24 protein-coding genes and 1 tRNA gene are annotated in these 25,799 nt (G+C 41.3%); 16 read left to right on the forward strand and 9 right to left on the reverse strand.

What is annotated here, in order from left to right:
- Positions 1-89: 89 nt before the first annotated feature.
- From QMA12_RS09355 to QMA12_RS09370, 4 genes are all read left to right on the forward strand, one after another.
- Entirely contained in the window at positions 90-605 is a 516-nt protein-coding gene (locus QMA12_RS09355) for a sigma-70 family RNA polymerase sigma factor (RefSeq protein ID WP_290209699.1), read from the forward strand.
- A 2-nt stretch (positions 606-607) separates the two neighbouring features.
- On the forward strand, positions 608-1,546 hold the full coding sequence (locus QMA12_RS09360) for a FecR domain-containing protein (protein WP_290209698.1): 939 nt from the start codon (positions 608-610) through the stop codon (positions 1,544-1,546).
- A gap of 98 nt (positions 1,547-1,644) precedes the next feature.
- Positions 1,645-2,514: an energy transducer TonB gene (locus QMA12_RS09365; RefSeq protein WP_290209697.1), complete on the forward strand. Its 870-nt coding sequence runs from the start codon at positions 1,645-1,647 to the stop codon at positions 2,512-2,514.
- A gap of 120 nt (positions 2,515-2,634) precedes the next feature.
- Complete coding sequence (locus QMA12_RS09370) at positions 2,635-3,528, forward strand: aldo/keto reductase (protein WP_290209696.1); 894 nt, start codon at positions 2,635-2,637, stop codon at positions 3,526-3,528.
- A 44-nt stretch (positions 3,529-3,572) separates the two neighbouring features.
- Here QMA12_RS09370 and QMA12_RS09375 read toward each other — a convergent pair whose 3' ends face one another.
- From QMA12_RS09375 to QMA12_RS09385, 3 genes are all read right to left on the reverse strand, one after another.
- Positions 3,573-3,767, reverse strand: coding sequence for a hypothetical protein (locus tag QMA12_RS09375; protein ID WP_290209695.1), 195 nt, complete (start codon positions 3,765-3,767; stop codon positions 3,573-3,575).
- 371 nt (positions 3,768-4,138) lie between these two features.
- The gene (locus QMA12_RS09380; RefSeq protein WP_290209694.1) at positions 4,139-4,630 is read right to left on the reverse strand and encodes a hypothetical protein; all 492 of its coding nucleotides are present in this window, start codon (positions 4,628-4,630) and stop codon (positions 4,139-4,141) included.
- Positions 4,627-4,962, reverse strand: a complete 336-nt coding sequence (locus QMA12_RS09385) for a hypothetical protein (protein WP_290209693.1) — start codon at positions 4,960-4,962, stop codon at positions 4,627-4,629. The genes QMA12_RS09380 and QMA12_RS09385 overlap by 4 nt, the downstream gene beginning before the upstream one ends.
- A gap of 423 nt (positions 4,963-5,385) precedes the next feature.
- Here QMA12_RS09385 and QMA12_RS09390 point away from each other — a divergent pair, with 423 nt between their 5' ends.
- Positions 5,386-7,998 carry an ATP-binding protein gene (locus QMA12_RS09390; protein ID WP_290209692.1) on the forward strand — a complete coding sequence of 871 codons (2,613 nt, stop codon included), beginning with the start codon at positions 5,386-5,388 and terminating at the stop codon, positions 7,996-7,998.
- Positions 7,999-8,275: 277 nt separating this feature from the next.
- Here the strand turns inward: QMA12_RS09390 and cysQ are convergent, their stop codons facing one another.
- Genes cysQ through cysG form a run of 6 tightly spaced genes read right to left on the reverse strand, consistent with a single transcriptional unit; the run spans position 8,276 to position 15,245 of the window.
- A complete protein-coding gene (cysQ, locus tag QMA12_RS09395; protein ID WP_290209691.1) occupies positions 8,276-9,046 on the reverse strand; it encodes a 3'(2'),5'-bisphosphate nucleotidase CysQ in 771 nt (256 codons plus the stop codon).
- Positions 9,047-9,049: 3 nt separating this feature from the next.
- Positions 9,050-9,649 carry an adenylyl-sulfate kinase gene (gene cysC / locus QMA12_RS09400; protein WP_290209690.1) on the reverse strand — a complete coding sequence of 200 codons (600 nt, stop codon included), beginning with the start codon at positions 9,647-9,649 and terminating at the stop codon, positions 9,050-9,052.
- 39 nt (positions 9,650-9,688) lie between these two features.
- A complete protein-coding gene (locus QMA12_RS09405) occupies positions 9,689-11,413 on the reverse strand; it encodes an SLC13 family permease (protein ID WP_290209689.1) in 1,725 nt (574 codons plus the stop codon).
- 30 nt (positions 11,414-11,443) lie between these two features.
- Positions 11,444-12,871 carry a sulfate adenylyltransferase subunit CysN gene (gene cysN, locus QMA12_RS09410; RefSeq protein ID WP_087532510.1) on the reverse strand — a complete coding sequence of 476 codons (1,428 nt, stop codon included), beginning with the start codon at positions 12,869-12,871 and terminating at the stop codon, positions 11,444-11,446.
- Positions 12,871-13,770 carry a sulfate adenylyltransferase subunit CysD gene (gene cysD / locus QMA12_RS09415; protein WP_087532509.1) on the reverse strand — a complete coding sequence of 300 codons (900 nt, stop codon included), beginning with the start codon at positions 13,768-13,770 and terminating at the stop codon, positions 12,871-12,873. Before cysD ends, cysN begins: the two co-directional genes overlap by 1 nt.
- Positions 13,771-13,823: 53 nt before the next feature.
- Positions 13,824-15,245 (reverse strand): siroheme synthase CysG, encoded by a 1,422-nt coding sequence (gene cysG, locus QMA12_RS09420; RefSeq protein ID WP_290209688.1) that lies wholly within the window; start codon positions 15,243-15,245, stop codon positions 13,824-13,826.
- Positions 15,246-15,514: 269 nt separating this feature from the next.
- On the opposite strand from cysG, the gene deoC reads away from it, so the two are divergent.
- From deoC to rpoB, 11 genes are all read left to right on the forward strand, one after another.
- A complete protein-coding gene (gene deoC, locus QMA12_RS09425) occupies positions 15,515-16,246 on the forward strand; it encodes a deoxyribose-phosphate aldolase (protein WP_087532507.1) in 732 nt (243 codons plus the stop codon).
- Entirely contained in the window at positions 16,236-16,736 is a 501-nt protein-coding gene (locus tag QMA12_RS09430) for a hypothetical protein (RefSeq protein WP_087532506.1), read from the forward strand. Before deoC ends, QMA12_RS09430 begins: the two co-directional genes overlap by 11 nt.
- Before the next feature lie 21 nt (positions 16,737-16,757).
- A complete protein-coding gene (locus QMA12_RS09435; protein ID WP_290209687.1) occupies positions 16,758-17,606 on the forward strand; it encodes an SPFH domain-containing protein in 849 nt (282 codons plus the stop codon).
- Between the two features lie 140 nt (positions 17,607-17,746).
- Positions 17,747-17,823, forward strand: a tRNA-Trp gene (locus QMA12_RS09440).
- Between the two features lie 131 nt (positions 17,824-17,954).
- Positions 17,955-18,332 carry a preprotein translocase subunit SecE gene (secE, locus tag QMA12_RS09445; RefSeq protein WP_087532505.1) on the forward strand — a complete coding sequence of 126 codons (378 nt, stop codon included), beginning with the start codon at positions 17,955-17,957 and terminating at the stop codon, positions 18,330-18,332.
- 4 nt (positions 18,333-18,336) lie between these two features.
- Complete coding sequence (nusG, locus tag QMA12_RS09450) at positions 18,337-18,894, forward strand: transcription termination/antitermination protein NusG (RefSeq protein WP_087532504.1); 558 nt, start codon at positions 18,337-18,339, stop codon at positions 18,892-18,894.
- 215 nt (positions 18,895-19,109) lie between these two features.
- Positions 19,110-19,538, forward strand: a complete 429-nt coding sequence (gene rplK, locus QMA12_RS09455; RefSeq protein ID WP_087532503.1) for a 50S ribosomal protein L11 — start codon at positions 19,110-19,112, stop codon at positions 19,536-19,538.
- A 4-nt stretch (positions 19,539-19,542) separates the two neighbouring features.
- Entirely contained in the window at positions 19,543-20,247 is a 705-nt protein-coding gene (gene rplA / locus QMA12_RS09460; protein ID WP_087532502.1) for a 50S ribosomal protein L1, read from the forward strand.
- Positions 20,248-20,568: 321 nt separating this feature from the next.
- Complete coding sequence (gene rplJ, locus QMA12_RS09465; protein WP_087532501.1) at positions 20,569-21,063, forward strand: 50S ribosomal protein L10; 495 nt, start codon at positions 20,569-20,571, stop codon at positions 21,061-21,063.
- A 77-nt stretch (positions 21,064-21,140) separates the two neighbouring features.
- A complete protein-coding gene (gene rplL, locus QMA12_RS09470) occupies positions 21,141-21,503 on the forward strand; it encodes a 50S ribosomal protein L7/L12 (RefSeq protein WP_087532500.1) in 363 nt (120 codons plus the stop codon).
- 269 nt (positions 21,504-21,772) lie between these two features.
- Entirely contained in the window at positions 21,773-25,798 is a 4,026-nt protein-coding gene (rpoB, locus tag QMA12_RS09475) for a DNA-directed RNA polymerase subunit beta (RefSeq protein WP_087532499.1), read from the forward strand.
- Position 25,799: the final 1 nt, after the last annotated feature.

Here is a 25,799-nt window from a genome sequence, read left to right on the forward strand (position 1 = left end):
GCAAACACTCTTATTTAAAGGTTTGGCTTGAGTTTAATCTAACTAATAAGTATTATCATTTGCATTGGTGTTATTTTAAGAGGTGCAAAATGATAAGCAGTCCTGTCAATATTGCGAGTGTTGATGATATGTATAAAAAGCACAGTAATTGGCTGTCTATTTATATTCAACGTCGTTTAGGTTGTCCTGAAGCCACTGCAGATTTAGTACAAGATACTTATTTACGCTTGTTAGCTAAAACAACATTACCAAGTTTGCAAGATTCACGACGTTACTTAACACATATTGCTAAAGGATTGGTGATAGATTTGTATCGCAAGCGCAATGTAGAAACTGCGTACTTAGAATTAATTGCAAATGATCCTATTGCTTTGTCAACCTCTGCTGAGTCTCAATTGCTAATGATTGAAGCGCTGACGGAAATAGATAATCTTTTGCAGCAGTTACCCGAAAAAGTCCGCCAGGCATTATTGATGCGTCAGCTTGAAAATATGAGTTACAAGCAAATCGCAAAGCAGTTAAATGTTTCGGTATCGTCGGTAGAGAAATACATCGCCAGAGCATTGCAAAGCTGCTTAATGGTTAATCTAGAAATGCTGCTTTAATCATGACTAAGATATCGCCAGATACAATACAGCAAGCTGCAACTTGGATGGCTCGATTATGGGCTGATGATGTTAGCCAGCAGGATCAAAGTGCCTTTCAAACTTGGTTTCAAGCACAACCAGAAAACGCTTTAGCATGGCAGCAACTAGAGCAACTACAAGGTACCTTTCTCAAAGCTCCACAATCAAAGTTGAGTCGTTCCGTGTTATCTCGTACTGCTACAGGGTTTTCACGCAGACAAGTACTTCTACTCGGGCTTTTTACATTAGGAAACCTAGGTTTAATTTTCGCGGGGCGGGCTGAGCAACCTAATGGAAAAGAATATATAACTGCTATCGGTGAAACTAAAACCGTGACATTAAATGATGGCACTGTAATAACGTTAAATACTGAAACAAATGTTTACCTAGACTCTGACCATTTAGAGCATAGGTTGCATTTAATTAAAGGTGAAATTTGGGTCGCTAGTGCGCAAGGCGGCTCATCCTTATATGTAACTACGCGAGATGGCAAAGCGGTGCCTATTGGAACTACTTTTACTGTACGTCAGCGTGAGCATGATAGCGTCGTAAGTGTATATGAAGGTATTGTAGAGCTGCGGCCATTGCAAACTGCGCAAATAGTACAGTTAAAAGCTATGCAGCAAGCGGCCTTTAGTTGTAAGACAATTATGCCTATAGAAAATTTGTTCAGTAGCAAAGCGCTCTGGCTTGAGCATAAAATTCAACCAAATAGAACTCAGTTAACTGATTTTATCGCAGAGCTTGCGCGTTATCGACGAGGTGTAGTTTGGGTTTCGCCAGAGCTTGCTAAGTATAGAGTAACGGGAACTTTTTCGACTAAGAACACAGATAAAACGTTGCTTCACCTAAGTGAAATTTTGCCTATTGAGGTGCATTATCGCTCATCTCTTTGGGTTTCAATTACAGAACGAAAATAAAATTACGGGTTAACGCAATTCGTTCGGTATATCTAAAGAGTAATTCAATGATGTATTTAATCGTTAGGGAATAGGGAGCTGTTAGTGGTGGGTAGTTTATGAGTAAGGTTGACTTGTTAAAGCCTACAAAACAAGGTTCGGGCTATTTCTACATAGCCATTATTTTTAGCGTATTTTTGCATGTTGTTATTGTTAAAGCTGAATTTTTTAAAATTGAAACTATCAAAACGCCTGCACAAGTACTAGCCGCGCCATTACTTACAAGTATAGTTGCTTCTTTGTCTTCTCCAAGGCATACAATTAATAATGCAAATATAGGGGTCACTCAACAAGAATCAGAAGCAACCCAACCTGACATAGAGAAAGCAGAAGAAGTTAATAAACAGCCAAAACATGATGCTTTAGCGGCAGATCATAGTTACTCTGAATTTAAAGCAGATAAAAACATAGTCAGAGCAGATAATAAACAACCACTTGAGGTTGATAAGAAGCACCTTAAACAAAACGAAGCAAAAAAGCAGATCCAAAAACTAGAAAATAGTCTCGCGACTGAAAAAGTAAAAAAGCAAACTGAAGACAAAGTACAAAAGCAAGCACAAGCGATGCCCACGGCAAAAGACGCTTTGTTGAGTAACAAAGCAGCTGTGCAACAACAGGGGCCATTGAACCACCAAGGCCAGCAAGCAAAGCTAAATTGGCAACAAATGCTCTATTTACAGTTAGAAAAAGAAAAGCGCTATCCAAGATCGGCTCGACGAATGCGTCGTCAAGGCGTACCAACCATCACTTTTACTATGAACCGGGCTGGTAAGGTGTTGGATGTTTACTTAGTAAATAGCTCAGGAACAGATTCGTTAGACAAAGAAGCCGTGGCATTGGTTTACCGAGCTGAGCCATTACCTCAACCACCTGCTAGCGTTGCTGGTGTGAAACTAACTTTGACTGTTCCTATAAGCTTTTCAATGTAATACAACTGCTATTAATATTTTATGAAATAGGTAGAATTAAACATGACCAATACGTAATTGGGCTAGAAAGTATTTATGATACTCACTTATCATGAGTCATAAAACATCATAAGGTATACAATGTATAATACAGAACGAAAAATAAATGAGTTAGTCCTTGGATTTTGGCGCTTATTAGATTGGCAAATCACCCCGCAGCAATGTTTAAACTTTCTTGAGCAGGCTATTGAAGCAGGTGTAACAGATACAGATCACGCCGATATCTACGGTGAATATGGTTGTGAGGCTGAGTTTGGTAAGGCTTTGGCGCTTAAGCCAAGCATTCGTGATGAAATTAAAATAATCACTAAATGCGGAATTAAGCCTGCGTTTCCAAGTCTAGGGTTGGCAGGGCAGGCCAACCACTATGATTCGAGTGCGCAACATATTATTACTTCAGCTCAACAGTCACTCAAGCACTTTAATACTGACCGGTTAGATGTGCTGTTGATTCACCGCCCTGATTATTTAATGCATGCCGATGAAATGGCACAAGCTTTTAATACCTTAAAGCAAAACGGTGATGTGTTAGAGTTTGGTGTATCGAACTTTACACCATCACAGCTAAGTTTATTACAGTCACGTCTGGATTTTGAATTAGTGACAAACCAAGTTGAGTTTTCACCTTATGAAATGAAAGCCCTTGATGATGGTACGCTTGATCAATGCCAGTTATTAGATATTAAACCAATGCTCTGGTCACCGCTTGCAGGCGGGCGTTTATTTTCAGACAGCGATGAAAAAGCGATACGTTTACGCCATGTGCTTGAACAAGTTGCGAGTGAAATTGGCGCAAGCTCAATTGACCAAGTGGTATACGCATGGTTACTGATGCACCCAAGCGCGCCATCGGTAGTACTAGGTACAGGTAATATCAAACGTATTGAGTCAGCCGTTGCTGCCCAGCAATTAAAACTAAACCGCGAACAGTGGTATCGGATTTGGCAAGGTTCAACAGGGCACAGTGTGCCGTAGAATATAGTGAGTGAGCACAGTTGTGTGCTCACTCTAATAAACAGTTATTGCGCAGCTGCGTTAAGCGCGCGAGCTTTAATATCGGCAGCAAAGGCCAAGCCTTTTTTAAAGCTTGCCTCAGCAACAGCAATATCCTCAACATCACCATTAGCCCCTAAAATTGCCTGACTCAGGGCGTTATATAAATTAGTAATTTGTGTTTGGTATGCCGATTCAATCGCTTTTTCAACAGTCGTCATTATTGTTCCTTATTATTAATTTGTGATTTCATTTTAAGGTACAGCAATAAATCATGCACGAAAAATTTGAACGCAGAAAGCTTTTCGTGGCTGTAACCCTTTCCTACGGTGGATTGGGGCTTGCGGTATTTATCTTGTAGGTCTGGCTTTAGCCTGAAAAATGTGACGAGATAAATCCCGACCTACAAAAGAATACGAATACCACACTTCAATGTACCGCGAAGCGCCTCGGTGGCGTTGTGTGAAATTGTCTTTGACTGATTTATTGCGGCTAAATCACATTACTAAGCTATTATCATGCTGGGTTTCGCTTCGCTCTACCCAGCCTACGGTGGTGCAATTAGCACTGAAATTGCTTTATTAAAGTTTGGCTAATCGAAGTTATCCATTGTCTTAATCAAGTTAAATGGTTTATTTAACTTTTCTAAATCTGAAAACTGTTTACGCATACCTAGTGGCAATATAAAGTAATCGGCTTTAGTTCTCTCATAGGTTAAAGGGATGGCCATAAGCAACTGATTATATTTATCAAGCATCGGTTTATCAGTGTCTTTTAAAGCCTGTAATTTAGCCGAAAGTAAAGAATATCTTTCCAATTCATCACGTGTACACAAGTCTTGAGTTTTAGCATAATGATAGGATAGAGCACTACTTAATACAGCCCAATCATTCGAAATATGCTTAACATCATCAGGTGTGATGGTTGCTTCTACTTGTTGGCATTTTTCAAGCTTAGCGTCATATGCTTTTATTGAATTCTGATATTCGATAGTTAGATAATTGACAAGGTCCTGTTCTGCTGAACCTGCATACGTGAAAGTAGAACTAAATATTGTAAAAAATAAAATAATATAGTTATTCATTTTGCAGCCTCACAACCTTTATATACGGCTTTCCAGAATTGCCTTTCTTTAGACGTTTTGGCTTTAACTGCTTGAAGGCCTAATATTGTTTCTATAGTTTTTCTTGCAATGCTGGGCGAGCTTTTAAGTGCTGCGGCAAAAGAGTCAAAATCAGTTTGAGTGAGGTTGTAATAGCTTTTGATTACACCGTTACCAGCAAATATGTTAGCAAAAGTACCGACAGTAATCGATGCACTAAGCCACTGATTAATTTCTTTTATTCGTCTTATTTCCTTTACGGCTAACTTTCCACGCTCAGAAAACTCTAAATCATTAATTTCAGGACATTTCATGATTACTCCTTGTTATTGAATTCCATGAATATGGAGCCTAGCAAAAGCAATCTAAATGTTGTACCTGAAAATTGTAACCAAGAAGTAGAGCTCTTAAATTTCTATTTTTATTCAACAGGGTATACACTGGCTTGGTATATGGTTTATAAGGATATTAAATTGTCGCAGCCTCTTCCTATTCCAGCGCAACGTTGGCTCTCACTTTTATTGTGTGCAATTACCGCAGCCGCGATTACAGTATTTTTAAGTAACGTTAGTTTTGTACAACAAACTTATGCAAACTGGGGCAGTATTTTATTCGCAAGCCCCGTGCTGCATTATAGTTTTGCTTTTCTCGCAGGCATTGGCATCAAGCTAATGCTGGATAAGTTTTATATCTCTCACGCCAAGCGCAGTATTTGGTTTAGTTGGCGATATCCGCCGGTGACGATAAGCGTATTGTTTGGCTTACTTTTCATTATGGGTTATGTGTATTCAACGCATTCAGATGAAGCATTAGAGCAACTAATAGCTCAAACCTTTAATGCTCTTAAATTTATAGCGCTGAGCTTTTTAGCTATTGCAGCGACTACGATCTATCAAACAAAACTGTACACAGAAAAGCCTGTATTTTCAGCGGTACTGTGCGCGGTATCAGCATTTTATTTATTTTCAGCAATAAACCTAGTTGAGTCAGAACAAGCATTTTGGGTGTTTTTATTTATAGCAGCTGCCTATTTGGGTATGTCGGTATATTTGTTATTAGAGCAGCTAAGAGTATCCAACAAAGAATTGATAGTTGAATCAAAACAAGAAGCTGAATTAACGCTTGAGAGCTTAAAAGATTTTCAACGATGGTTTAAAGACGATTCAATTATTAAAAACAAAGAAGAACTTGAGCAAGATCTAGAGGTTTACGCTAATCGTATTACTGATCGACTTCGTAGTGGTGGTGACCATGAAGAGGGTATAGCGCAGCACATCGCACTATGCGGGCCATTTGGTTGTGGTAAAAGCAGCATTGTCGCAGCAATAGCAAACGAGCTCAGAAAATCTAAAAAGGTAGAAGCTGAATTATCAGATGAAGAAAAGCTAAAAATAGAACAACAAAACAAGATTAATTGGATACACAGCGATATATCAACGTGGGGCGCAGCTAGTGGCAGTGTTGCGCATGTTGTACTTAGCCATATTATCGATGATATCAGCCAGCACATTGATATGTGCGCCTTCCGTGCGTTACCAAAACATTATACCGAAGCCTTAAAATCAGGCGGTAGCTTTTTTCAATTTGCATCTACACTACTCGCAGGCCCCGTTGATATTGAGCAAAGCTTTCAAAAGCTTAATGATGTTCTTGAAGTAACCAACCACAAAATACTGATCACTCTGCAAGATGTTGACCGTGGTACTGGCGATGAAAATGAAAAACGTTTAAATGATATTGCTGCACTTTTAGATCGACTAAAGAATAAAAATCTAGGACAAATTAACTTTATCATCGCAATGGGTAATGAAAATGATATTGCCGCAGAAGTGATTTCAAAAGCAACAGACTATAGAGAAGATATTACTCAAATAGATTACTCTGAAATTACTCGTAAATTTATTGAAGAATCCCTTGTAGCTGCAGTTAACGAGGGAAATATTTTAATTATTTGGGATAATCTACCAAAATTCAGGCTTGAAGAGCGTGCTTTAGAAGATAGCTATACAGTACTTGCTGTAGGTAACAAACAACATCTAATACAAGTTTTAAGAAGTCGGGTTAATAATTTATTTAATGATGAAGTGTCAGTTTTAAATAGTACGGTTACCTCGATTAGGACATTAAAAAAAATCTTCCGTAGGGTACATCAAAGTTGGCAACCAGATAAATTAATGGGAGAAGTTAATTTTCTATCTTTAGTGTTGGCTTCTTGCTTAAGAGAAGTTAAGCCACTTTACTTTCAAAGATTTATTAGTAATTACGATAAGTTTATTAAGGATAAAAATAAGAATATCAACAAGTTTATAGATTCTGAAGATCAACTATTTATAGACTATTTTAAAGTCATGCTAGGCCATGGTGAAGACAGGTTTAAAATGATGGAAGAGGAACAACAAAAAAAGCCATTATTAACTGCTTTAGAGGAAATAGCTAACAAGTTAGATACAAATAAAGAACCTGAAGTAATAACAGTGCAACCCAATGAGCTTTTAAAATCGACGCAATCTCTTGCATGTATGGATCCGACGGTTGATTATTTAAAAAGAATATTAAATGAGGGTATACAAGAAAACGAGTTAAGTGAACAGCATGTGTTTAAGCGCTTAATGAAAGTTGAGGGGCTTCAGTCGCTTGCAGGCGACTTTTGCTATAACTTGCAATTTCAAAGAGTTGTATCGAGGTTTGAAGATATCCTCTTTGGTAAAAACGGCATAATGGAAGTGACGCCTACAGAGAAATTATATACTGCCGTTATTCAGAAAATAAATGATGATTACTATACGAACGGAAGAGTTTTTACTGGAATTTTTTCAAAAATGTTTGTATACCTTGCAAAACATAAAAGTTTGAAATCTTTAGTATCAAATATGCTCACAACGTTTGATAAAAATGGTTCTTGGGATTTAATTAGTGACTGCTTAGATGAATTAAGAAGGCAACTCCCCTCTAGAAGTGATCTAGATAAAAAAATAGAGACGGAAGAAAAGAATTTACTAGAAATTGGTGAGTTATTGTTGGGAAAAGATGTCGATGAGAGTCTCCTCGACTGTATTTATAGTTTAGCGACGCTCGCTAATTATTTTAAAGGTGGTGCTGGGCGGCCTAATTTTACGTTTGTTTTTGAGCTAATACTAAGTAATTTGGGAAGCAATGCTGCTAAATTGTTTGTGAAAATTTACCTTGTAGAGAGAGCGAAAAAGTATGATAGGACGTTTATTTCTGCAATGAAAGATCAATCATTGCCTAAACTAGCTCTTTTATCAAAAGAAGTTAAAAAATTAACTTCGCAAGGGTTTAGTAGTCAAGATATTGATGACGCATGTAAGGATCTTGACTCTTTTAGGTAGAAACTAATGCTAATAAGACTCTTTGCGATGAAGAGCCACGCTGATGGAGTGAGCTTCATAGCATAGAGATGATTAGAATTTTTCTCTGTGCAGCGCGAAGCGCCTCGGTGTTCTCGGTGGTGAAATTCGTTCTTTCAAACATAATGTAGAGCAGGACTTTTCGTGGCTGAAGCCATCTCCTACGAGACGGAATATGAGTCTTAAAACTTACCGCTTATGGCTTAAACATGCTGGGTTTCGCTTCGCTCTACCCAGCCTACCTTACAGCTGAAAGCTCTTATTCTTCTATCACACTCACCACAAAATACGGGTTCAAATACTCATCCTTAGTATTGTAAACAAGCGGGCTGCCGTCGAGTTTAGTGACTTTTGCCCCGGCTATTTCAGCGATAGCGTGGCCGGCGCCTGTGTCCCATTCGCAGGTTGGGCCGAGGCGTGGATAAATGTCAGCGCTGCCTTCGGCGACTAAGCACAGCTTTAGTGAACTGCCTTTTGACACCATTTCAACGTCATCAAAGCGTTTTACAAATTCAGCTAAATCAGGGGAGGGGTGTGAACGGCTGCCAACTACGCGAATTAAGCCTTTATTTGCTTTAGTCGTAACTTTAAGCTCAATGCGTTCATCGCCTTTGTCTTTAAATGCACCTATGGCCTCTGCGGCGAGATACGAAACTCCAAGCGCTGGGGCATCAACCACGGCTAACGTAGGTTTACCGTTTTCGATAAGTGCGATGTTTACCGTGAACTCACCGTTCTTTTTAATGAATTCTTTGGTGCCATCAATTGGGTCAACCAGCCAATAACGGTCCCATGTTTGACGAACACCCCAGCTGATATCGGCGCTTTCTTCACTAAGAATAGGAATGTCAGGGGTTAAGTGCTTTAAACCATTAGCGATGACTTTGTGAGCTGCTAGATCGGCGTCGGTTACTGGGCTTTCATCGGCTTTGTATTCAACGTTAAAATCTTTTTCGTAAATCCCCATAATAGCGCTGCCAGCTTGGCGAGCGAGGATTAATACTTCTTCTAGCAGTTCCGTTTGGTTCATGACTTAACCTTTAATAATTTGCTGTTGTTTTAGATACGCTATCAGCTCTTGCACCGATTGGTCTAGGCTATTTTTGCTGGTATCTAAAATTATTTCTGGTGAATTGGGAATTTGATAATCAGAATCTATCCCTGTGAAGTGTTTAATTTCACCCGCGCGGGCTTTTTTATAAAGGCCTTTAGGATCGCGACTTTCGCACACATCCAGCGGTGTATCTATAAACACTTCAATGAACTCACCGTCATCGACTAAGTCTCTAACCATATCGCGCTCGGCGCGAAATGGTGAAATAAATGCGGTGAGTACCAAAAGCCCGGCATCAACCATGAGTTTTGCGGTTTCGCCTACGCGGCGAATATTCTCGATGCGATCTTCGTCACTAAAGCCTAAGTCTTTACATAAGCCATGGCGTACGTTGTCGCCATCGAGCAAGTAGGTATGAATACCTTGCTGATTAAGTGCGCTTTCAAGTGCATTAGCAACGGTGCTTTTACCTGATCCTGAAAAGCCGGTAAACCACAAAATAGCGGGTTTATGGTTCTTATGTTCACTACGTTGTGCTTTAGTAATGGCATAGTTATGCCAAACAATGTTCTCATCCATTGTAATACTCTCTTACTCTTTATGTGCTAATGCGCTGGCTTAAAACGGGAATACCAGCGGAATAAGGGTTAATACCGTTATTGAATAAATTATAGAAAGCGGTAAACCCATTAATATGTAATCTTTTAGTCGGTAGTTACCGGCGCTGTAAACCATTAAGTTAGTTTGATAACCAAACGGTGATATAAAACTGGCTGATGCACCAAATGCCACCGCCATAATAAATGGCAACGGGTCAACATTAAAGCCAACCGCCAGTGCATAAGCAACAGGAAACGATAATGCCGCTGCTGCATTGTTAGTAATAAGCTCAGTGAATAGCACTGTCATAATAAATATAGCGATAAAGGCACCATAAGGACCAAAGTCACCGAGTACATAAAACATTGCATCAGATATCTGCCCTGCTAAACCTGTGCCGATCATGAGTTTAGCAAGGCCAATGGCACTGCCAACTACTGCGAGTAGTTCAATCGGGAATCGGCGTTTCACTTCGTTTAATTTAATTGTACCGCTAAGCATTAAACCGATGAGCAATACCAGTAAGCCTTTAACAAGTGGCACGATACCAAAAATGCTTAAGCCTAACACGGCTGCAAAGCTCGCAAGCACTAAATTAGATTGCTTTGGCGCTAAATGGGTTTGTAAATCAAGCCCTGAGATATAAACAAACTCGCGCTTTAAATTAGGTAGGGTATAAAAGTCTTTACCGGGAGCAAGAATAAGTGAATCGCCAGCTTGTAACTGCACTTTTCCAAGGCCACCTTGCAGGCGGTCATGACCACGTCGAATCGCGATAACCGCGGCATGAAACTGCTCACGAAAACGAATCTCTTTAACCGTTTTACCAATAAATTTAGATGACTGACTCACCACCACTTCAACCAAGTGTTCTACGTCTTTTTCGTGTTTGTCATGCACCACTTTTAAGCCATCAAAACGTGTGAGTAGTGGTACTGATTTAATGTCGCCAACAAACAGTAATACATCGCCAGATTTAATCACTTGCTGCGGAGTGACCGCGCATATGCGTCTGTCGCCACGTAGAATTTCGGCGAGGAACAAGTCTTTAAGGTCGCGCAGGCCATTTTCTTCTACGCTTTTCCCAATCAGTTTTGAGCCTGTCTCTACTTTACCTTCGAGATAAAAGGGCACAACTTCTTGGTCGTTTTTACCATTGTCGGGTAAATATTTAAGCATGACTAAAATAGTAATTAGACCAACACTTAATGCGCCTAAGCCGACTAAGGTAAAGTCGAAAAAGCCCAGTGGTGCCATACCAGCATCAACGGCAAAACCATTGACGATTAAATTTGTTGAAGTACCAATTAAGGTAATCGTGCCACCTAAAATAGCAGTGTACGATAAAGGTAATAACAGCTTTGATGGTGAATGGGTTGGGTTATCTTTAATTGACGTAATTAATGATGCAACCACCGCTGTATTATTAGTAAATGATGATAAAAAGGCTGTCGATAGGCCAAGCTTTGTTACTGAGCTAGTTAAACTACCTTTAGATAGTGATTGAGCCAACTTTTGCACTAGCGTGGTTTTTTCAACCGCGATAGAAACTAAAACTAATAAAACCAGTGTAATGAGAGAAGGGTTGGCGTAGTTTACCAACATGTCTTCAAGCTCAATCAGGCCCGCTAAATAGGCGGTGCCAATCGCACCGACAAAAAGCCATGCCGGCTTTAGTCGGGTGCCAAAAAGGCAGCCGACTAAAGTTAGCATAATGCCTGTTAATACTAGCTGTTGATACATGCTCTATGCGTCCTTAACAGGCAGTGCTGATTATTTAAGCTTTGAGATATCAAGCGCTTGCCAATGCGGGAAGTGCTTGCGTACTAAAGCGTTAAATTCAACTTCAAAATCACTAAAGTCACCGCTTTGTTCTTGGCTGGCAAGTGCTTGTTCTACCATGCCTGCTGCAACGGTTAAATTAGACAAACGGTCGATTAAAATAAACGAGCCCGTTTCGTGATTGTTATGATATTCATCAGCTAGAATCGTTTCTGTCAGTTCAAGTGTCACAATAGCGATTTCATTAAGCTGTAGGCTGTCTGCGCTACCATGCTCAAGGGTGTTCACATCAATAGTGTGATCAATCTTTTTAACAATGGCTGAGGTATTCTTACTGCCTAACTTAAAGTTATAGCTTTTACCTAATACCAATGGCGCTTCGTGCATCCATACTAACTTTGCTTGTACTTGGTTCGTCACAGCAACAGTAGAATCAGCAGGAACAATCACATCGCCACGGCTAATATCAATTTCAGTATTAAGTGTAATCGTGATTGCTTGGCCCGCTTGTGCGGTATCTAAGTTACCGTCAAACGTTACTAGCTCTTTAATGCTTGATGTTTTACCCGACGGTAATACTTTTACTGCATCGCCAACGCTTAACTTGCCCGAGGTTAATGTACCTTGGAAGCCACGGAAGTTTAAGTTAGGGCGCACTACATATTGCACCGGGAAACGCGCTTCAAAGCCGGTGTCGGTTTCAGCTGCTGGTGAGTCTTCTAATAGCTCAAGTAGCGGCTTGTCTGTGTAATACGGTGTGTGCTCAGAGCGAGTAACCACGTTATCGCCTTTAAGCGCTGACATAGGCACAAACTTGATGTTAGATACATTAAGTTGCTCAGCAAACTTTAGGTAATCAGCTTTGATGCGCTCATAAACGATTTCGTCAAAATCAACGATGTCCATTTTGTTAATCGCTACCACAAACTGTTTAATGCCCAGTGAATCACAAATAAAGCTATGACGCTTCGTTTGAACTTGCACACCATAACGCGCATCGACAAGAATAATCGCGACATCACTGGTTGATGCACCGGTTACCATGTTGCGGGTGTACTGCTCGTGCCCTGGGGTGTCAGCAATAATAAACTTACGTTTAGCGGTTGAGAAGTAACGATACGCTACGTCAATGGTTATGCCTTGCTCACGCTCGGCTTGTAGGCCATCAACCAGTAGGGCTAAATCAAGCTCTTCGCCGGCGTTACCGACTTTTTCGTTATCTTTATGCAGTGCAGCAAGCTGATCTTCATAAATTTGGTGACTGTCATGTAATAGGCGGCCAATCAGGGTTGATTTACCATCATCCACGCTGCCACAGGTCAACATACGTAATAGGCTTTTATCTTGTTGGCGAGCAAGGTAGGCGTCGATGCCTATTTCTCTTACTTCGTTAATTGTGTCGTTAGTATTAGTAGACATTAGAAATAGCCCTCACGTTTTTTCTTCTCCATTGAACCTGCTGAATCATGGTCAATGACTCGTCCTTCACGCTCTGATGAAGTCGATAACAGCATTTCTTCGATAATTTCAGTTAATGTGCTTGCCGTTGATTCCACTGCACCGGTAAGTGGGTAGCAACCAAGGGTGCGAAAACGCACTGATTTCATTTGTGGTACTTCGCCATCAGCAAGCGGCATACGCTCATCGTCAACCATGATCAAGGTGCCATCACGCTCTACAACTGGGCGTTCTTTCGCTAGGTAAAGCGGAACCATATCGATGTTTTCTTGGTAAATGTATTGCCAAATATCTAACTCAGTCCAGTTAGACAGTGGAAATACTCGAATACTCTCACCTGGGTTAACTTGGCTGTTGTAAGTATTCCAAAGTTCAGGACGCTGATTTTTTGGATCCCAGCGGTGATGTTTATCACGGAACGAGTAAACACGCTCTTTTGCACGTGATTTTTCTTCGTCACGACGCGCGCCACCAAAGGCTGCATCAAAACCGTATTTATCAAGCGCTTGTTTTAAGCCCTGAGTTTTCATGATGTCTGTATGTTTACCAGAGCCATGGGTGAATGGGCTGATATCAATAGCCAGACCTTCAGGGTTTTTATGGACGATTAAATCAAAGCCGTATTCTTTGGCTAAGCGGTCACGAAATTCAATCATTTCTTTAAACTTCCAGTTGGTATCAACGTGAAGTAGTGGGAATGGAATTTTACCTGGGTAAAACGCTTTACGCGCTAAGTGTAAAAGCACCGATGAGTCTTTACCGATAGAGTAAAGCATAACTGGGTTCTCAAACTCAGCGGCGACTTCGCGCATGATTTTGATACTTTCAGCTTCTAATTGCTGAAGGTGAGTTAAAGCCATTGTTAGTCGTCCTACTAAAATGATTAAAAGTTAAAATCTAAATAAGTTAAAGCTTATGCTACGCCAGTAAGTGGCTGGGCAAAGCTGCTGGTTTGAGCTTTTTCGCCAAACCAATGAAGCTGCTGATGTAATGAAGCAACTTCACCAATAATGAGTAATGCCGGTGAAATAATACTGTGGCGTTCGATTAAATCAGCCAGTTCACCGAGTGTGCCTGTAACCACACGTTGATTTTTACGGGTGCCATTTTCAATAATGCCCACCGGGGTATCTGCACCACGACCATGTTTAAGTAGTTGCGCTTGAATATGAGGTGATTTAATAACCCCCATATAAATTGCCACAGTTTGGTTTGGCTTAGCCAGTGATTGCCAATCGAGTTCTTGGCCGTCTTTTTTACAGTGGCCGGTAACAAATTGAATTGCTTGTGCGTGGTCACGGTGCGTTAGCGGAATTCCCGCATAGGCACTACAACCTGCGGCAGCGGTAATGCCGGGAACTATCTGGTAACTTACGTTATTCGCTGCTAGTACTTGTACTTCTTCGCCACCGCGGCCATAAATAAATGGGTCGCCACCTTTAATTCGGCATACTTTTTTACCTTGTTTGGCAAAGTCGACTAGCATTTGGTTAGTATCTTCTTGCGCCACACTGTGATCGCCTAAACGCTTACCAACGCACACTAAATCAGCATCACGACGCACTAGGTCCATAATCTCGTCAGATACTAAGTAGTCATAAACTACTACATCGGCTTGTTGCATTAATTGCAGTGCTTTTAAGGTTAATAACTCAGGATCACCAGGGCCTGCACCAATGACATATACTTCACCTTCAGGCTCAGGTTTAGCATCGAGTAGCTGTTCAAGTTGCTCGCTCGCTGACTGCGTATCGCCACTTTGTACTTTGCTCACCACTGATGAATCAAATACCGTTTCCCAAAACTGACGGCGATCGGCAAAGTGTTTAAAGCGTTGTTTTACTTTATCACGAAAGCTACCTACTAGAGTCGCAAGCGGGCCAATATGTTGTGGGATCAGCGTTTCAAGCTTTTCACGTAAACGACGAGCAAGTACTGGGGCTGTTCCGGCACTTGAAATCGCAATCGTGATTGGATCGCGGTCAACAATAGATGGAAAGATAAAGCTGCATTTAGGCTGGTCATCAACCACATTAACGAATATATTGCGGGCGTTGGCAAGTTCAAATACTTGGGCGTTGACCTCTTCAAGATCTGTTGCTGCAATAACCAGCATCATGCCGTCAAGATGTTGCTCGTTAAAATAGGCTTCAACCAGTGTTACTTCATTATTGTTTGCAAGCTCAATGAGCTCATCACAAAACTCAGGTGCAACTAGAGTAACCGCTGCGCGGGCTTTTAAAAATGCACGGCACTTTCTTAGTGCCACATCTCCACCGCCGACAACCAATACTGGTTTATTGTCTAACTTGGTAAAGATAGGTAAATATTGCATTGTAGTAACACCCCTTAACAACAGTCGTAGCATAAATGCTTTTCAGAGAGCCAGAATATAGCGCTCAAAGGTAAGTAAAAAATAATTAAAACCCAGTTTATATAACCAAAAGTTATATGTGGTGTGTTAATTTGGCCTAAGGCTTAGTTAACAGGGGATTGCGAGCAGTTACAAGGAGATTACGTTGCTTATGGTGATTAGTTATGAGATATAGCGAGATTATGAAAATTTGTTACTATAGTCAGCACAACCGCTAACAGGATAAATTTATGACAACGCAATTAGCTGTGCAATTAATGGATTTAACGAGTTTAAATGACGACGATACCACTGCGAGTATAAAAAAGCTGGTTGACAGTATTGAGCCCAAGTTGGGCACGCCAGCTGCTATTTGTGTGTTTAGTGAATTTGTCGATGACGCTAAAGTTTTTCTCGGCGAAAGAGAGTTAAATCACGTTAAAGTGGCAACGGTGACTAATTTTCCAACTGGGAATAACCCACTTAGCGATGTAATTAATGAAACACTTATTGCGATTGAGCGTGGAGCTGATGAAATTGATTTGGTTTTACCTTATCAAGCATTAATGGCTGGCGAGCATGAGTTAGCTTTAAAATATGTTAAAGCCAGCAAAGAGTGTTGCCCAGAGCATGTGCAATTAAAAGTAATTATTGAATCCGGAGAACTAAAAACACCAGAAATGATCACCCAAGCGACCCAAATAGCAATTGCTGGCGGCGCTGATTTTGTAAAAACAAGCACAGGTAAAGTTCCGGTAAATGCGACTTTGCAAGCGACCAAGATAATGCTGAATGCTATTAAAGAGTCAAAAAAGCTAGTTGGGTTTAAAGCTGCTGGCGGTGTTAAAACAGTCGCTCAGGCTGATGAATACTTGGCACTCGCTACCGACATTATGGGGCAAGCGTACTTAAGCCCACTGACATTTAGGTTTGGTGCTTCTAGTTTGTTAAGTAACGTTTATGCGATATTAAATGAAGCGTGATAGTGAGCGTGAAAAAATAGCACTTGAACATGGTGCAGCTAAATTGTTTTTGCAGTGCTACGAAAAAAAATACGGCACTAAAATGCGAAATATTTGGCATAACTCACCAAGCAAGCCTGATATTAGTTGTTATCAAGGTGAGGCTAAATTAGATATTGAAATTGCGCACTTGTATGCCAGTGAAATTGAGGCGATGGCTATACTTGGGCGGCCACTATCGATTTCTATGCAGCGTGCAATCGCACAGCTGGCTCAAGACCCAAACGACTCTAAATTATGTACCGCCTTACAACGTTTGCTAAAACAAAAAGCGACTAAAAATTACAACTCAAAACGGGCTTGGTTATTGATTCGAAATGCCAGCCCATTATGGGCTAAAGCTGATTTTGAAGCTCAGCTTGATAATATCATAATACCTACTAATCATCCGTTTGAGCAAATTTGGCTCTTATGTGATTTTTATAAAGGTGAATTATTACGTTTGGCATAATAATTAAACAATAAGAGAAAAATGAAAATGAGAAAGTCAGGGAAGCAAGTTGTCGTAAAAAACTTAACCAAAGGCGCAATACTTGCCGGCGCAGTTTTAGGTAGCTTAACAGCGTGCACCAACCCAAGCACGCCCGCAGGTCAAGAAGGTTATGTTTACGAAAAACCAAGAGTATTCGGAGAAGGAGGTTATCAAGGTTCTATGGTTGGCCCTGCTAATTTTGGTATGTCATTGTTACGTAATGAAGTAATTAACATAGATATGCGGCCAAATACATACACAGAGACATTTCAAATACTGGCTAACGATGATTTAAATATTCGGTTTGATTTTCATGCTGTGATTTCGATTGAAACGGGTTCGGTTAAAACCGTAATTGAGCAGTTCGGTGGTGAAAATTGGTATCAACGGTTTGTAAGAGAAACCTTTAGAACCTATGTTCGTGATATCGTACAAAAATACGATAGCGGTGAACTTAAAACTAATCGTGAAAAAATAGCGTTGGAAGTGACTGTCAGGTTACAAAAATATCTATCTGCGACGCCATTTAATTTAGCAAACGTCGTTGTAGGTAATATAAATTACCCAGCGATAGTTGCCAATGCAGTAGAGAAAAAGCTCGCCGCACAGCAGTTGTTATCAGAAAAAGAAACGCAAAAAGAAATTGCTCGTAAAGATGCAGAGATCAGAGTCGAAGAAGCCAAAGGTATCGCCCAGGCACAAAAGATAATTAATGCGACACTCACACCCAATTATTTACAGCATGAAGCTATCAATGCACAAATGAAAATGGCTGAATCACCAAATCACACCACTGTATATATTCCTGTAGGTAATAACGGTGTACCGCTAGTGAAAGGGACTAAGTAAGTTATGCCCAAACCACCTTAAGAGGTAGTTTGGGTATATTTATTAACTTAGCGGTAAATTAACCGCTAAGATTTTATAATATGGGTATCTTTTACTCTTGTGTTAATGAATTGCGTAAGTATAATAGGCATCCACTTTGCAGGGGCGTAGTTCCAATTGGTAGAACAGCGGTCTCCAAAACCGACGGTTGGGAGTTCGAATCTCTCCGCCCCTGCCAATTTTCTTGTGAGTGGGTAAAGTCTTAGGTTAAAAATCGGTTTAAATAAGTCTGTTTTTAAGTTTAGATTTTAATGGATTAACCCTGCCGTAGTGTAGGGTTGTTGTGTCTGTAGTTAAGGTAATAATATTATGAGCACGAATGTGGAAACGCCATCAAGTGGGATGGATGCAGTAAAGTGGCTTGTGGCAATTGCGCTACTTGCAGGCGCAGTAGTTGGTAATTATATGTACGCAGACCAGTCTGTGTTATTACGTGCTATTGGTGTTGTTATTGCGGTTGCAGCCGGTTTAGGTATTGCTGCAGTAACAGAAAAAGGACGTACCTTCCTTGCTTTTGCAAAAGAAGCGCGTATTGAAGTACGTAAAGTAGTGTGGCCAACGCGCCAAGAAACTACCCATACGACATTTATTGTAATGGTAGCAACTGTGATTATGGCACTTATCCTTTGGGGATTAGATGGCATTTTATTCCGCGCAGTAGGCTTTTTAACTGGATTGGAGATCTGATCCCATGTCGGATGAGAACAACGAAAAGAAACTACGTTGGTACGTAGTACAGGCTTTCTCAGGTTATGAGAAGCGTGTTGCACAAACCCTTCTTGAGCATATCAAGATTGAAGGTTTAGAAGACAGTTTTGGTGAAATATTAGTACCAACAGAGGAAGTCGTTGAGATGCGCGCTGGTCAAAAGCGTAAATCTGAGCGTAAATTCTTCCCAGGTTATGTACTAGTACAAATGGATATGAACGATGCAAGCTGGCACTTAGTGAATAGCACTGCACGTGTAATGGGCTTTATCGGTGGTACATCTGACCGTCCAGCGCCAATCAGCTCGAAAGAAGCTGACCGTATTCTTAACCGCTTACAAGAAAACGCTGAAGCACCTAAACCTGCTACATTATTTGAACCAGGTGAAGTTGTTCGTGTTGTTGATGGCCCATTCGCTGACTTTAGTGGTGTGGTTGAAGCCGTTGACTACGAAAAGAGTCGCGTAAAAGTATCTGTACTTATCTTTGGGCGTTCTACGCCAGTTGACCTTGAATTTGGTCAAGTTGAGCAAGATAAGTAATAAAATTAGATAGTTTATGTGAAGTGATTTATTACTTTGCATAGGACTTGAAAAAGGCCGCTGATTAACTTATAATCAGCGGCCTTTTTGTATTCAGGGATAGAGTTTCTTGAATTGATTACAAAAAGTACGAAACCAATTTTTAAACTGGGAAGCCGCTAGAGTACGCGTCCTCGCGCGCACAAGGCTAAGACCCACCTAATGAGGTATTTATAATGGCTAAGAAAGTTGAAGCTCTAATCAAGCTACAAGTTGCTGCTGGTATGGCTAACCCTAGTCCTCCAGTAGGTCCAGCACTAGGTCAACACGGTGTAAACATCATGGAATTCTGTAAAGCGTTCAACGCACGTACAGAATCTATCGAAAAAGGCGCTCCAGTTCCTGTAGTGATCTCTGTTTACGGCGACCGTTCATTTACGTTCGACATGAAAACGCCACCGGCTGCTTACTTACTTAAGAAAGCTGCAGGCATCAAATCAGGCTCAGGCCGTCCTAACACTGAAAAAGTAGGCTCGGTTACTCGTGCTCAACTTGAAGAAATCGTTGAGACTAAACGACCTGATCTTACAGCGGCTGATTTAGACGCTGCGGTTCGCACTATCGCAGGTTCTGCGCGTGCGATGGGCTTGAACGTAGAGGACTAAGATAATGGCTAAATTAACTAAACGTATGCGTACTATCCGCGAGAAAGTGGAAGTAACTAAAGATTACGAAATTAACGAAGCAGTTGCTCTTTTAAAAGAGTTAGCGACAGCTAAATTCGTAGAAAGTGTTGACGTTGCTGTTAACCTTGGTATCGATGCTCGTAAATCTGATCAAAACGTTCGTGGTGCAACTGTACTACCTAACGGTACTGGTCGTGACGTTCGCGTTGCAGTATTCACACAAGGCGCTAACGCAGAAGCTGCGAAAGAAGCCGGTGCTGAGCTTGTAGGTATGGAAGATCTTGCTGATCTAGTTAAGAAAGGCGAGATGAACTTTGACGTTGTTGTTGCATCACCAGACGCTATGCGTGTTGTTGGTCAACTAGGTCAAATCTTAGGCCCACGTGGTCTAATGCCAAACCCTAAAACTGGTACTGTAACACCTAACGTTGCAGAAGCAGTTAAAAATGCTAAAGCTGGTCAAGTGCGTTACCGCAATGACAAAAATGGTATCATCCACACTACTATTGGTAAGGTTGATTTCACAGCTGAGCAACTTCAAGAAAACCTTGAATCTCTTATTGTTGCGCTTAAGAAGGCTAAACCTTCTCAAGCTAAAGGTACTTACGTGAAGAAAGTAACTATCTCTACAACAATGGGCGCAGGTGTTTCTGTAGACCAAGGCACTTTAAGCACAACTGTAGCTTAATAGGTGTTTACATGGCGTGAAATTTGTACTATAATTTTGCGCCATTTTGTTGAATAATTTGATTACTCAGCAAAGTAAAGAATTCGGGTTGAAGTCCATAATTTCGGTGCGCCTTCGGGTAAAGCGATAAATTGGGCTTCCGTCCAAGACCGTAGGTGGTTTAGGCCTTAATTTTACCTACGTAGACGGTGTGAATCCCCAGATAGATTTTTCCTAATCTCTTCTGGCTCTCGCCGTAAAAAGCATCTCCATCACGTGTGGTGGGGAAGAGTAAAACAGGGAAACCGATAACGGTAACCCATTAAACCAGGAGTAACACCCATGGCTTTAAATCTTCAAGGCAAAAAAGCAATTGTTGCTGAAGTCAACGAAGCAGCCACTGGTGCTCTATCTGCAGTAATCGCAGATTCTCGTGGTGTAACAGTTGGTGCAATTACTGCCCTTCGTAAAGAAGCTCGTGAGAACGGTGTTTGGATGAAAGTTGTCCGTAACACTCTAGCAAAACGTGCTATCGAAGGAACAGATTTTGAGTGCCTTAACGATTCATTAGTTGGTCCAAGCTTAATCGCTTTCTCATCAGAGCACCCAGGTGCTGCTGCGCGTATCTTCTCAGATTTCGCGAAAAAGAATGAGAAATTCGAAATTAAAACGGCCGCTTTTGAAGGTAATGTAGTAGACGCAGCTATGCTTGCAACTCTACCTACATACGACGAAGCTGTTGCACGCTTAATGAGCGCTATGAAAGAAGCGTCTGCCGGCAAATTGTGTAAAACAATTGAAGCAGTACGCGTACAGAAAGAAGAGCAAGCTGCTTAATTTTAAGCTGTTTAAACTCTCTTTCGGTGTAAAATTTTTTTGGACCTTTGAGTCCGTTAATTATTAGGAAATTTGTAATGTCTGTAACTAAAGACCAAATCCTTGACGCAATTGCTGAAATGTCAGTAATGGACGTTGTTGCTCTTGTTGAAGCAATGGAAGAAAAATTCGGCGTAACTGCTGCAGCTGCTATGGTAGCAGGTCCTGCTGCTGAAGCTGCTGAAGAGAAAACTGAATTTGACGTAATCCTTACTGGCGCTGGCGCTAACAAGGTTGCGGCAATCAAAGCTGTACGTGGCGCAACTGGCCTAGGCCTTAAAGAAGCGAAAGCTCTTGTTGAAGCTGCTCCAACTCCAGTTAAAGAAGGTATCTCTAAAGAAGAAGCTGAAGCTCTTGCTAAAGATCTTTCTGAAGCTGGTGCTGAAGTTGAGGTTAAGTAATCTAGCTTTTGCTAGGTTCGCTGTCTGAGAAATCAGGCAAGGGCTGGTGATTATTTAATCACCGGCCTTTTTGCGCTATATAGCGACTATTCTTATAGCGCAAATAAAATCTGATTTTCTCTTTACTTTCAACGCTTTATAGTTTGCTAGTGTTGAAGTGGGAGTTTATCGGAACAACAATTAAATGTTGTACATCTTGGCATAGATGCCAGTTAAGTCTGTTCTTACAAGAACAGGTCGGGTCAAAGATCAGCAAGCTGAGGAACCCCATGGCTTACTCTTATTCTGAAAAGAAACGTATCCGTAAGGATTTTGGTAAACGTCCACAAGTATTGGATATACCTTTCTTACTGTCGACGCAGTTAGAATCGTTTAAAAAATTCTTAGTCCCGGACGCTGATGGCGATCATGGTTTGGAAGCAGCCTTCCAATCTGTGTTTCCAATCAAAAGCTACTCGGGAAATTCTGAGCTTCAATACGTAAGTTATCGTATTGGTGAGCCAGTTTTCGATGTAAAAGAATGTCAAATTCGCGGTGTGACTTATTCTGCTCCACTTCGCGTGAAACTGCGTCTTGTAGTAATGGACAAAGAAGCTCCAGGCACAGTTAAAGACATTAAAGAGCAAGAAGTTTACATGGGCGAAATTCCGCTCATGACCGATACCGGTACCTTTGTAATCAATGGTACAGAGCGTGTTATCGTTTCTCAGCTACACCGTAGCCCTGGTGTATTCTTTGATAACGACCGCGGTAAAACTCACTCATCGGGTAAAGTACTATATAACGCACGTGTAATTCCTTACCGTGGTTCGTGGTTAGACTTTGAGTTTGATGCAAAAGATAACTTATATGTACGTATTGACCGTCGTCGTAAATTACCGGCGTCTATCATGTTGCGTGCACTTGAGTACACGACTGAAGAAATCCTTGAGATGTTCTTCGACACCACTGCGTTTGAAGTAACTGACGGTAAAGTTCTTATGGAACTTGTGCCTTCACGTTTACGTGGTGAAACCGCTGCCTTTGATATTAAAGGTGAAGACGGTGATGTGCTGGTTGAAAGTGGCCGTCGTATTACTGCGCGTCATATCAAGAGCATTGAGAAAAAAGGCATTACTCAGTTAGAAGTACCACATGAGTACATCATTGGCCGTGTTATTGCGAAGAACTACGTTGACGAGTCAACGGGTGAAATCATCGCAACTGCTAATGACGAACTAACACTCGAAGTAATGGCTGAGCTTGTTAAAGCGGGTCACACTAAGATTGATACTTTATATATCAACGAAGTTGACAGCGGTGCATACATTTCAGATACCTTACGTATCGATTCAAGCACTAACCGTTTAGAAGCACTTGTAGAAATTTATCGCATGATGCGCCCTGGCGAGCCACCGACGAAAGACGCGGCTGAAGCCTTATTTGAGAACTTATTCTTCTCAGAAGAACGCTATGACTTATCAACTGTAGGTCGTATGAAGTTCAATAGTCGTGTTGGTTATGACACTGACACAGGCCCTGGCACATTAAGCAAAGAAGACATCGTGTCTGTTATGAAAGTATTAATTGCTATTCGTAACGGTCAAGGCGATGTTGATGATATTGACCACTTAGGTAACCGTCGTATCCGTAGTGTTGGCGAAATGGCTGAGAACCAATTCCGTGTAGGTTTAGTACGTGTTGAACGTGCTGTACGTGAGCGTTTAAGCTTAGGTGACCTTGATGCGGTAATGCCACAAGATCTAATTAACGCTAAGCCTATTTCGGCAGCAGTTAAAGAGTTCTTTGGTTCATCTCAGTTATCACAGTTCATGGACCAAAATAACCCGCTATCAGAAGTAACGCACAAACGTCGTATTTCTGCATTAGGTCCGGGCGGTCTAACACGTGAACGCGCTGGCTTTGAAGTACGTGACGTTCACGTAACTCACTATGGTCGCGTATGTCCAATCGAGACTCCTGAGGGTCCAAACATCGGTCTAATTAACTCATTATCTACGTACGCACGTACTAATGATTATGGTTTCTTAGAAACACCTTACCGCAAAGTGGTAGATGGTGTTGTAACTGATGAAGTTGATTATTTATCAGCCATTGAAGAAGGTCAGTTTGTTATCGCTCAGGCGAACTCAAACTTAACTGAAACCAATGAGTTTGTTGATGAACTAATTCCATGTCGTCACAAAGGTGAATCAACCTTTATGGGCAAAATGGACCAACAATATATGGATGTATCACCACAACAGGTGATCTCTGTAGCGGCAGCACTTATCCCGTTCCTAGAACACGATGATGCTAACCGTGCATTGATGGGTTCAAACATGCAACGTCAAGCAGTACCAACATTGAAAGCGGATAAGCCGTTAGTAGGTACAGGTATTGAGTTAACACTAGCGAAAGATTCTGGTGTAACGATTGTTGCAAAACGTGGTGGTGAAGTAATGTATGCTGACGCAAGTCGCATCGTTGTTAATGTACATGAAGAAGAACGCATTCCTGGTGAAGCGGGTATCGACATCTACAACTTAACTAAATACACCCGTTCTAACCAAAACACATGTATTAACCAAAAACCAACTTGTATGGTTGGTGAACCGGTTACTCGTGGCGATGTGTTAGCAGATGGTCCTTCGACTGACTTAGGTGACTTAGCCCTTGGTCAAAACCTTCGCGTGGCATTCATGCCATGGAACGGTTATAACTTCGAGGATTCAATCCTACTATCAGAGCGCGTAGTTGAAGAAGATCGTCTAACGACTATCCATATTCAAGAACTACAGTGTATCGCCCGTGATACTAAGTTAGGTCCTGAAGAGATCACAGCAGATATCCCGAACGTGGGTGAATCTGCACTAGGCAAACTTGATGAATCAGGTGTTGTTTATATCGGTGCTGAAGTTAAAGGCGGCGATATCCTAGTAGGTAAAGTGACTCCTAAAGGCGAAACGCAATTAACACCAGAAGAGAAGCTACTACGTGCTATCTTCGGTGAAAAAGCGTCTGACGTTAAAGACAGCTCATTACGTGTACCAAACTCTGTAACTGGTACTGTAATCGACGTGCAAGTTTTCACCCGTGATGGTGTTGAAAAAGACAAGCGCGCGCTAGAAGTTGAAGAAATGCAACTTCGTGATGCGAAAAAAGACTTTAATGAAGAATTCCGTATTCTTGAAGCAGGCGTGTTAGACCGTGCTCGCAAGTTACTTGTAGCTGCTGGTCAAAACGAAGAACAATTAGCGACACTTAATGCTGAGAAGCTACTAACTCAGAGCCTTGCTGAAGAAGACAAGCAAGCTGAACTTGAGCAACTAGCTGCACAGTACGATGAGCTTAAAGCTGAATACGATAAGAAGTTTGAAAACAAACGTCGTAAAATTACTCAAGGTGATGACTTAGCACCGGGCGTACTTAAGATTGTTAAAGTATACCTAGCTGTTAAACGTCGTATCCAACCGGGTGATAAGATGGCGGGTCGTCACGGTAACAAAGGTGTTATCTCGACTATCGTACCAGTAGAAGATATGCCATACGATGACAAAGGTCGTACGGTAGATATCGTATTGAATCCACTAGGTGTACCATCACGTATGAACATCGGTCAGATCCTTGAAACACATATGGGTCTAGCTGCACGTGGTATCGGTGAACGTCTAGAAGAAATGATGAAAGAACAACGTGAGCTTCATGAGCTACGTGAATTCATCAAGCAAGCCTACGAGATCGGTGATTGCCGTCAAAAAGTAGACATTGCTAGCTTCTCTGATGATGAAGTTCGTCGCTTAGCTGTAAACTTAAAAGGTGGTTTACCAATCGCTACTCCTGCATTTGATGGCGCGAAAGAAGACGAAATCAAAGACATGCTTGAGTTAGGTGGCTACCCAAGAAGTGGTCAGGTTACACTTTATGATGGCCGTACTGGCGATCAGTTTGAACGTCAAGTAACTGTAGGTTACATGTACATGCTGAAACTAAATCACTTAGTTGATGACAAGATGCATGCGCGTTCAACTGGTTCTTATAGCCTTGTTACTCAGCAGCCGCTGGGTGGTAAAGCACAGTTCGGTGGCCAGCGTTTTGGTGAGATGGAAGTATGGGCACTTGAAGCATACGGTGCTGCTTACACTCTACAAGAAATGCTAACAGTGAAATCGGATGACGTGAACGGTCGTACTAAGATGTATAAAAACATCGTTGATGGTAACCATAAAATGGAACCAGGTATGCCAGAATCGTTCAACGTATTGTTGAAAGAAATCCGCTCACTGGGTATCAACATCGAGTTGGAAGAAAATTAAG

This window comes from Pseudoalteromonas sp. APC 3893 (assembly GCF_030408095.1).
Classification (GTDB): domain Bacteria; phylum Pseudomonadota; class Gammaproteobacteria; order Enterobacterales; family Alteromonadaceae; genus Pseudoalteromonas.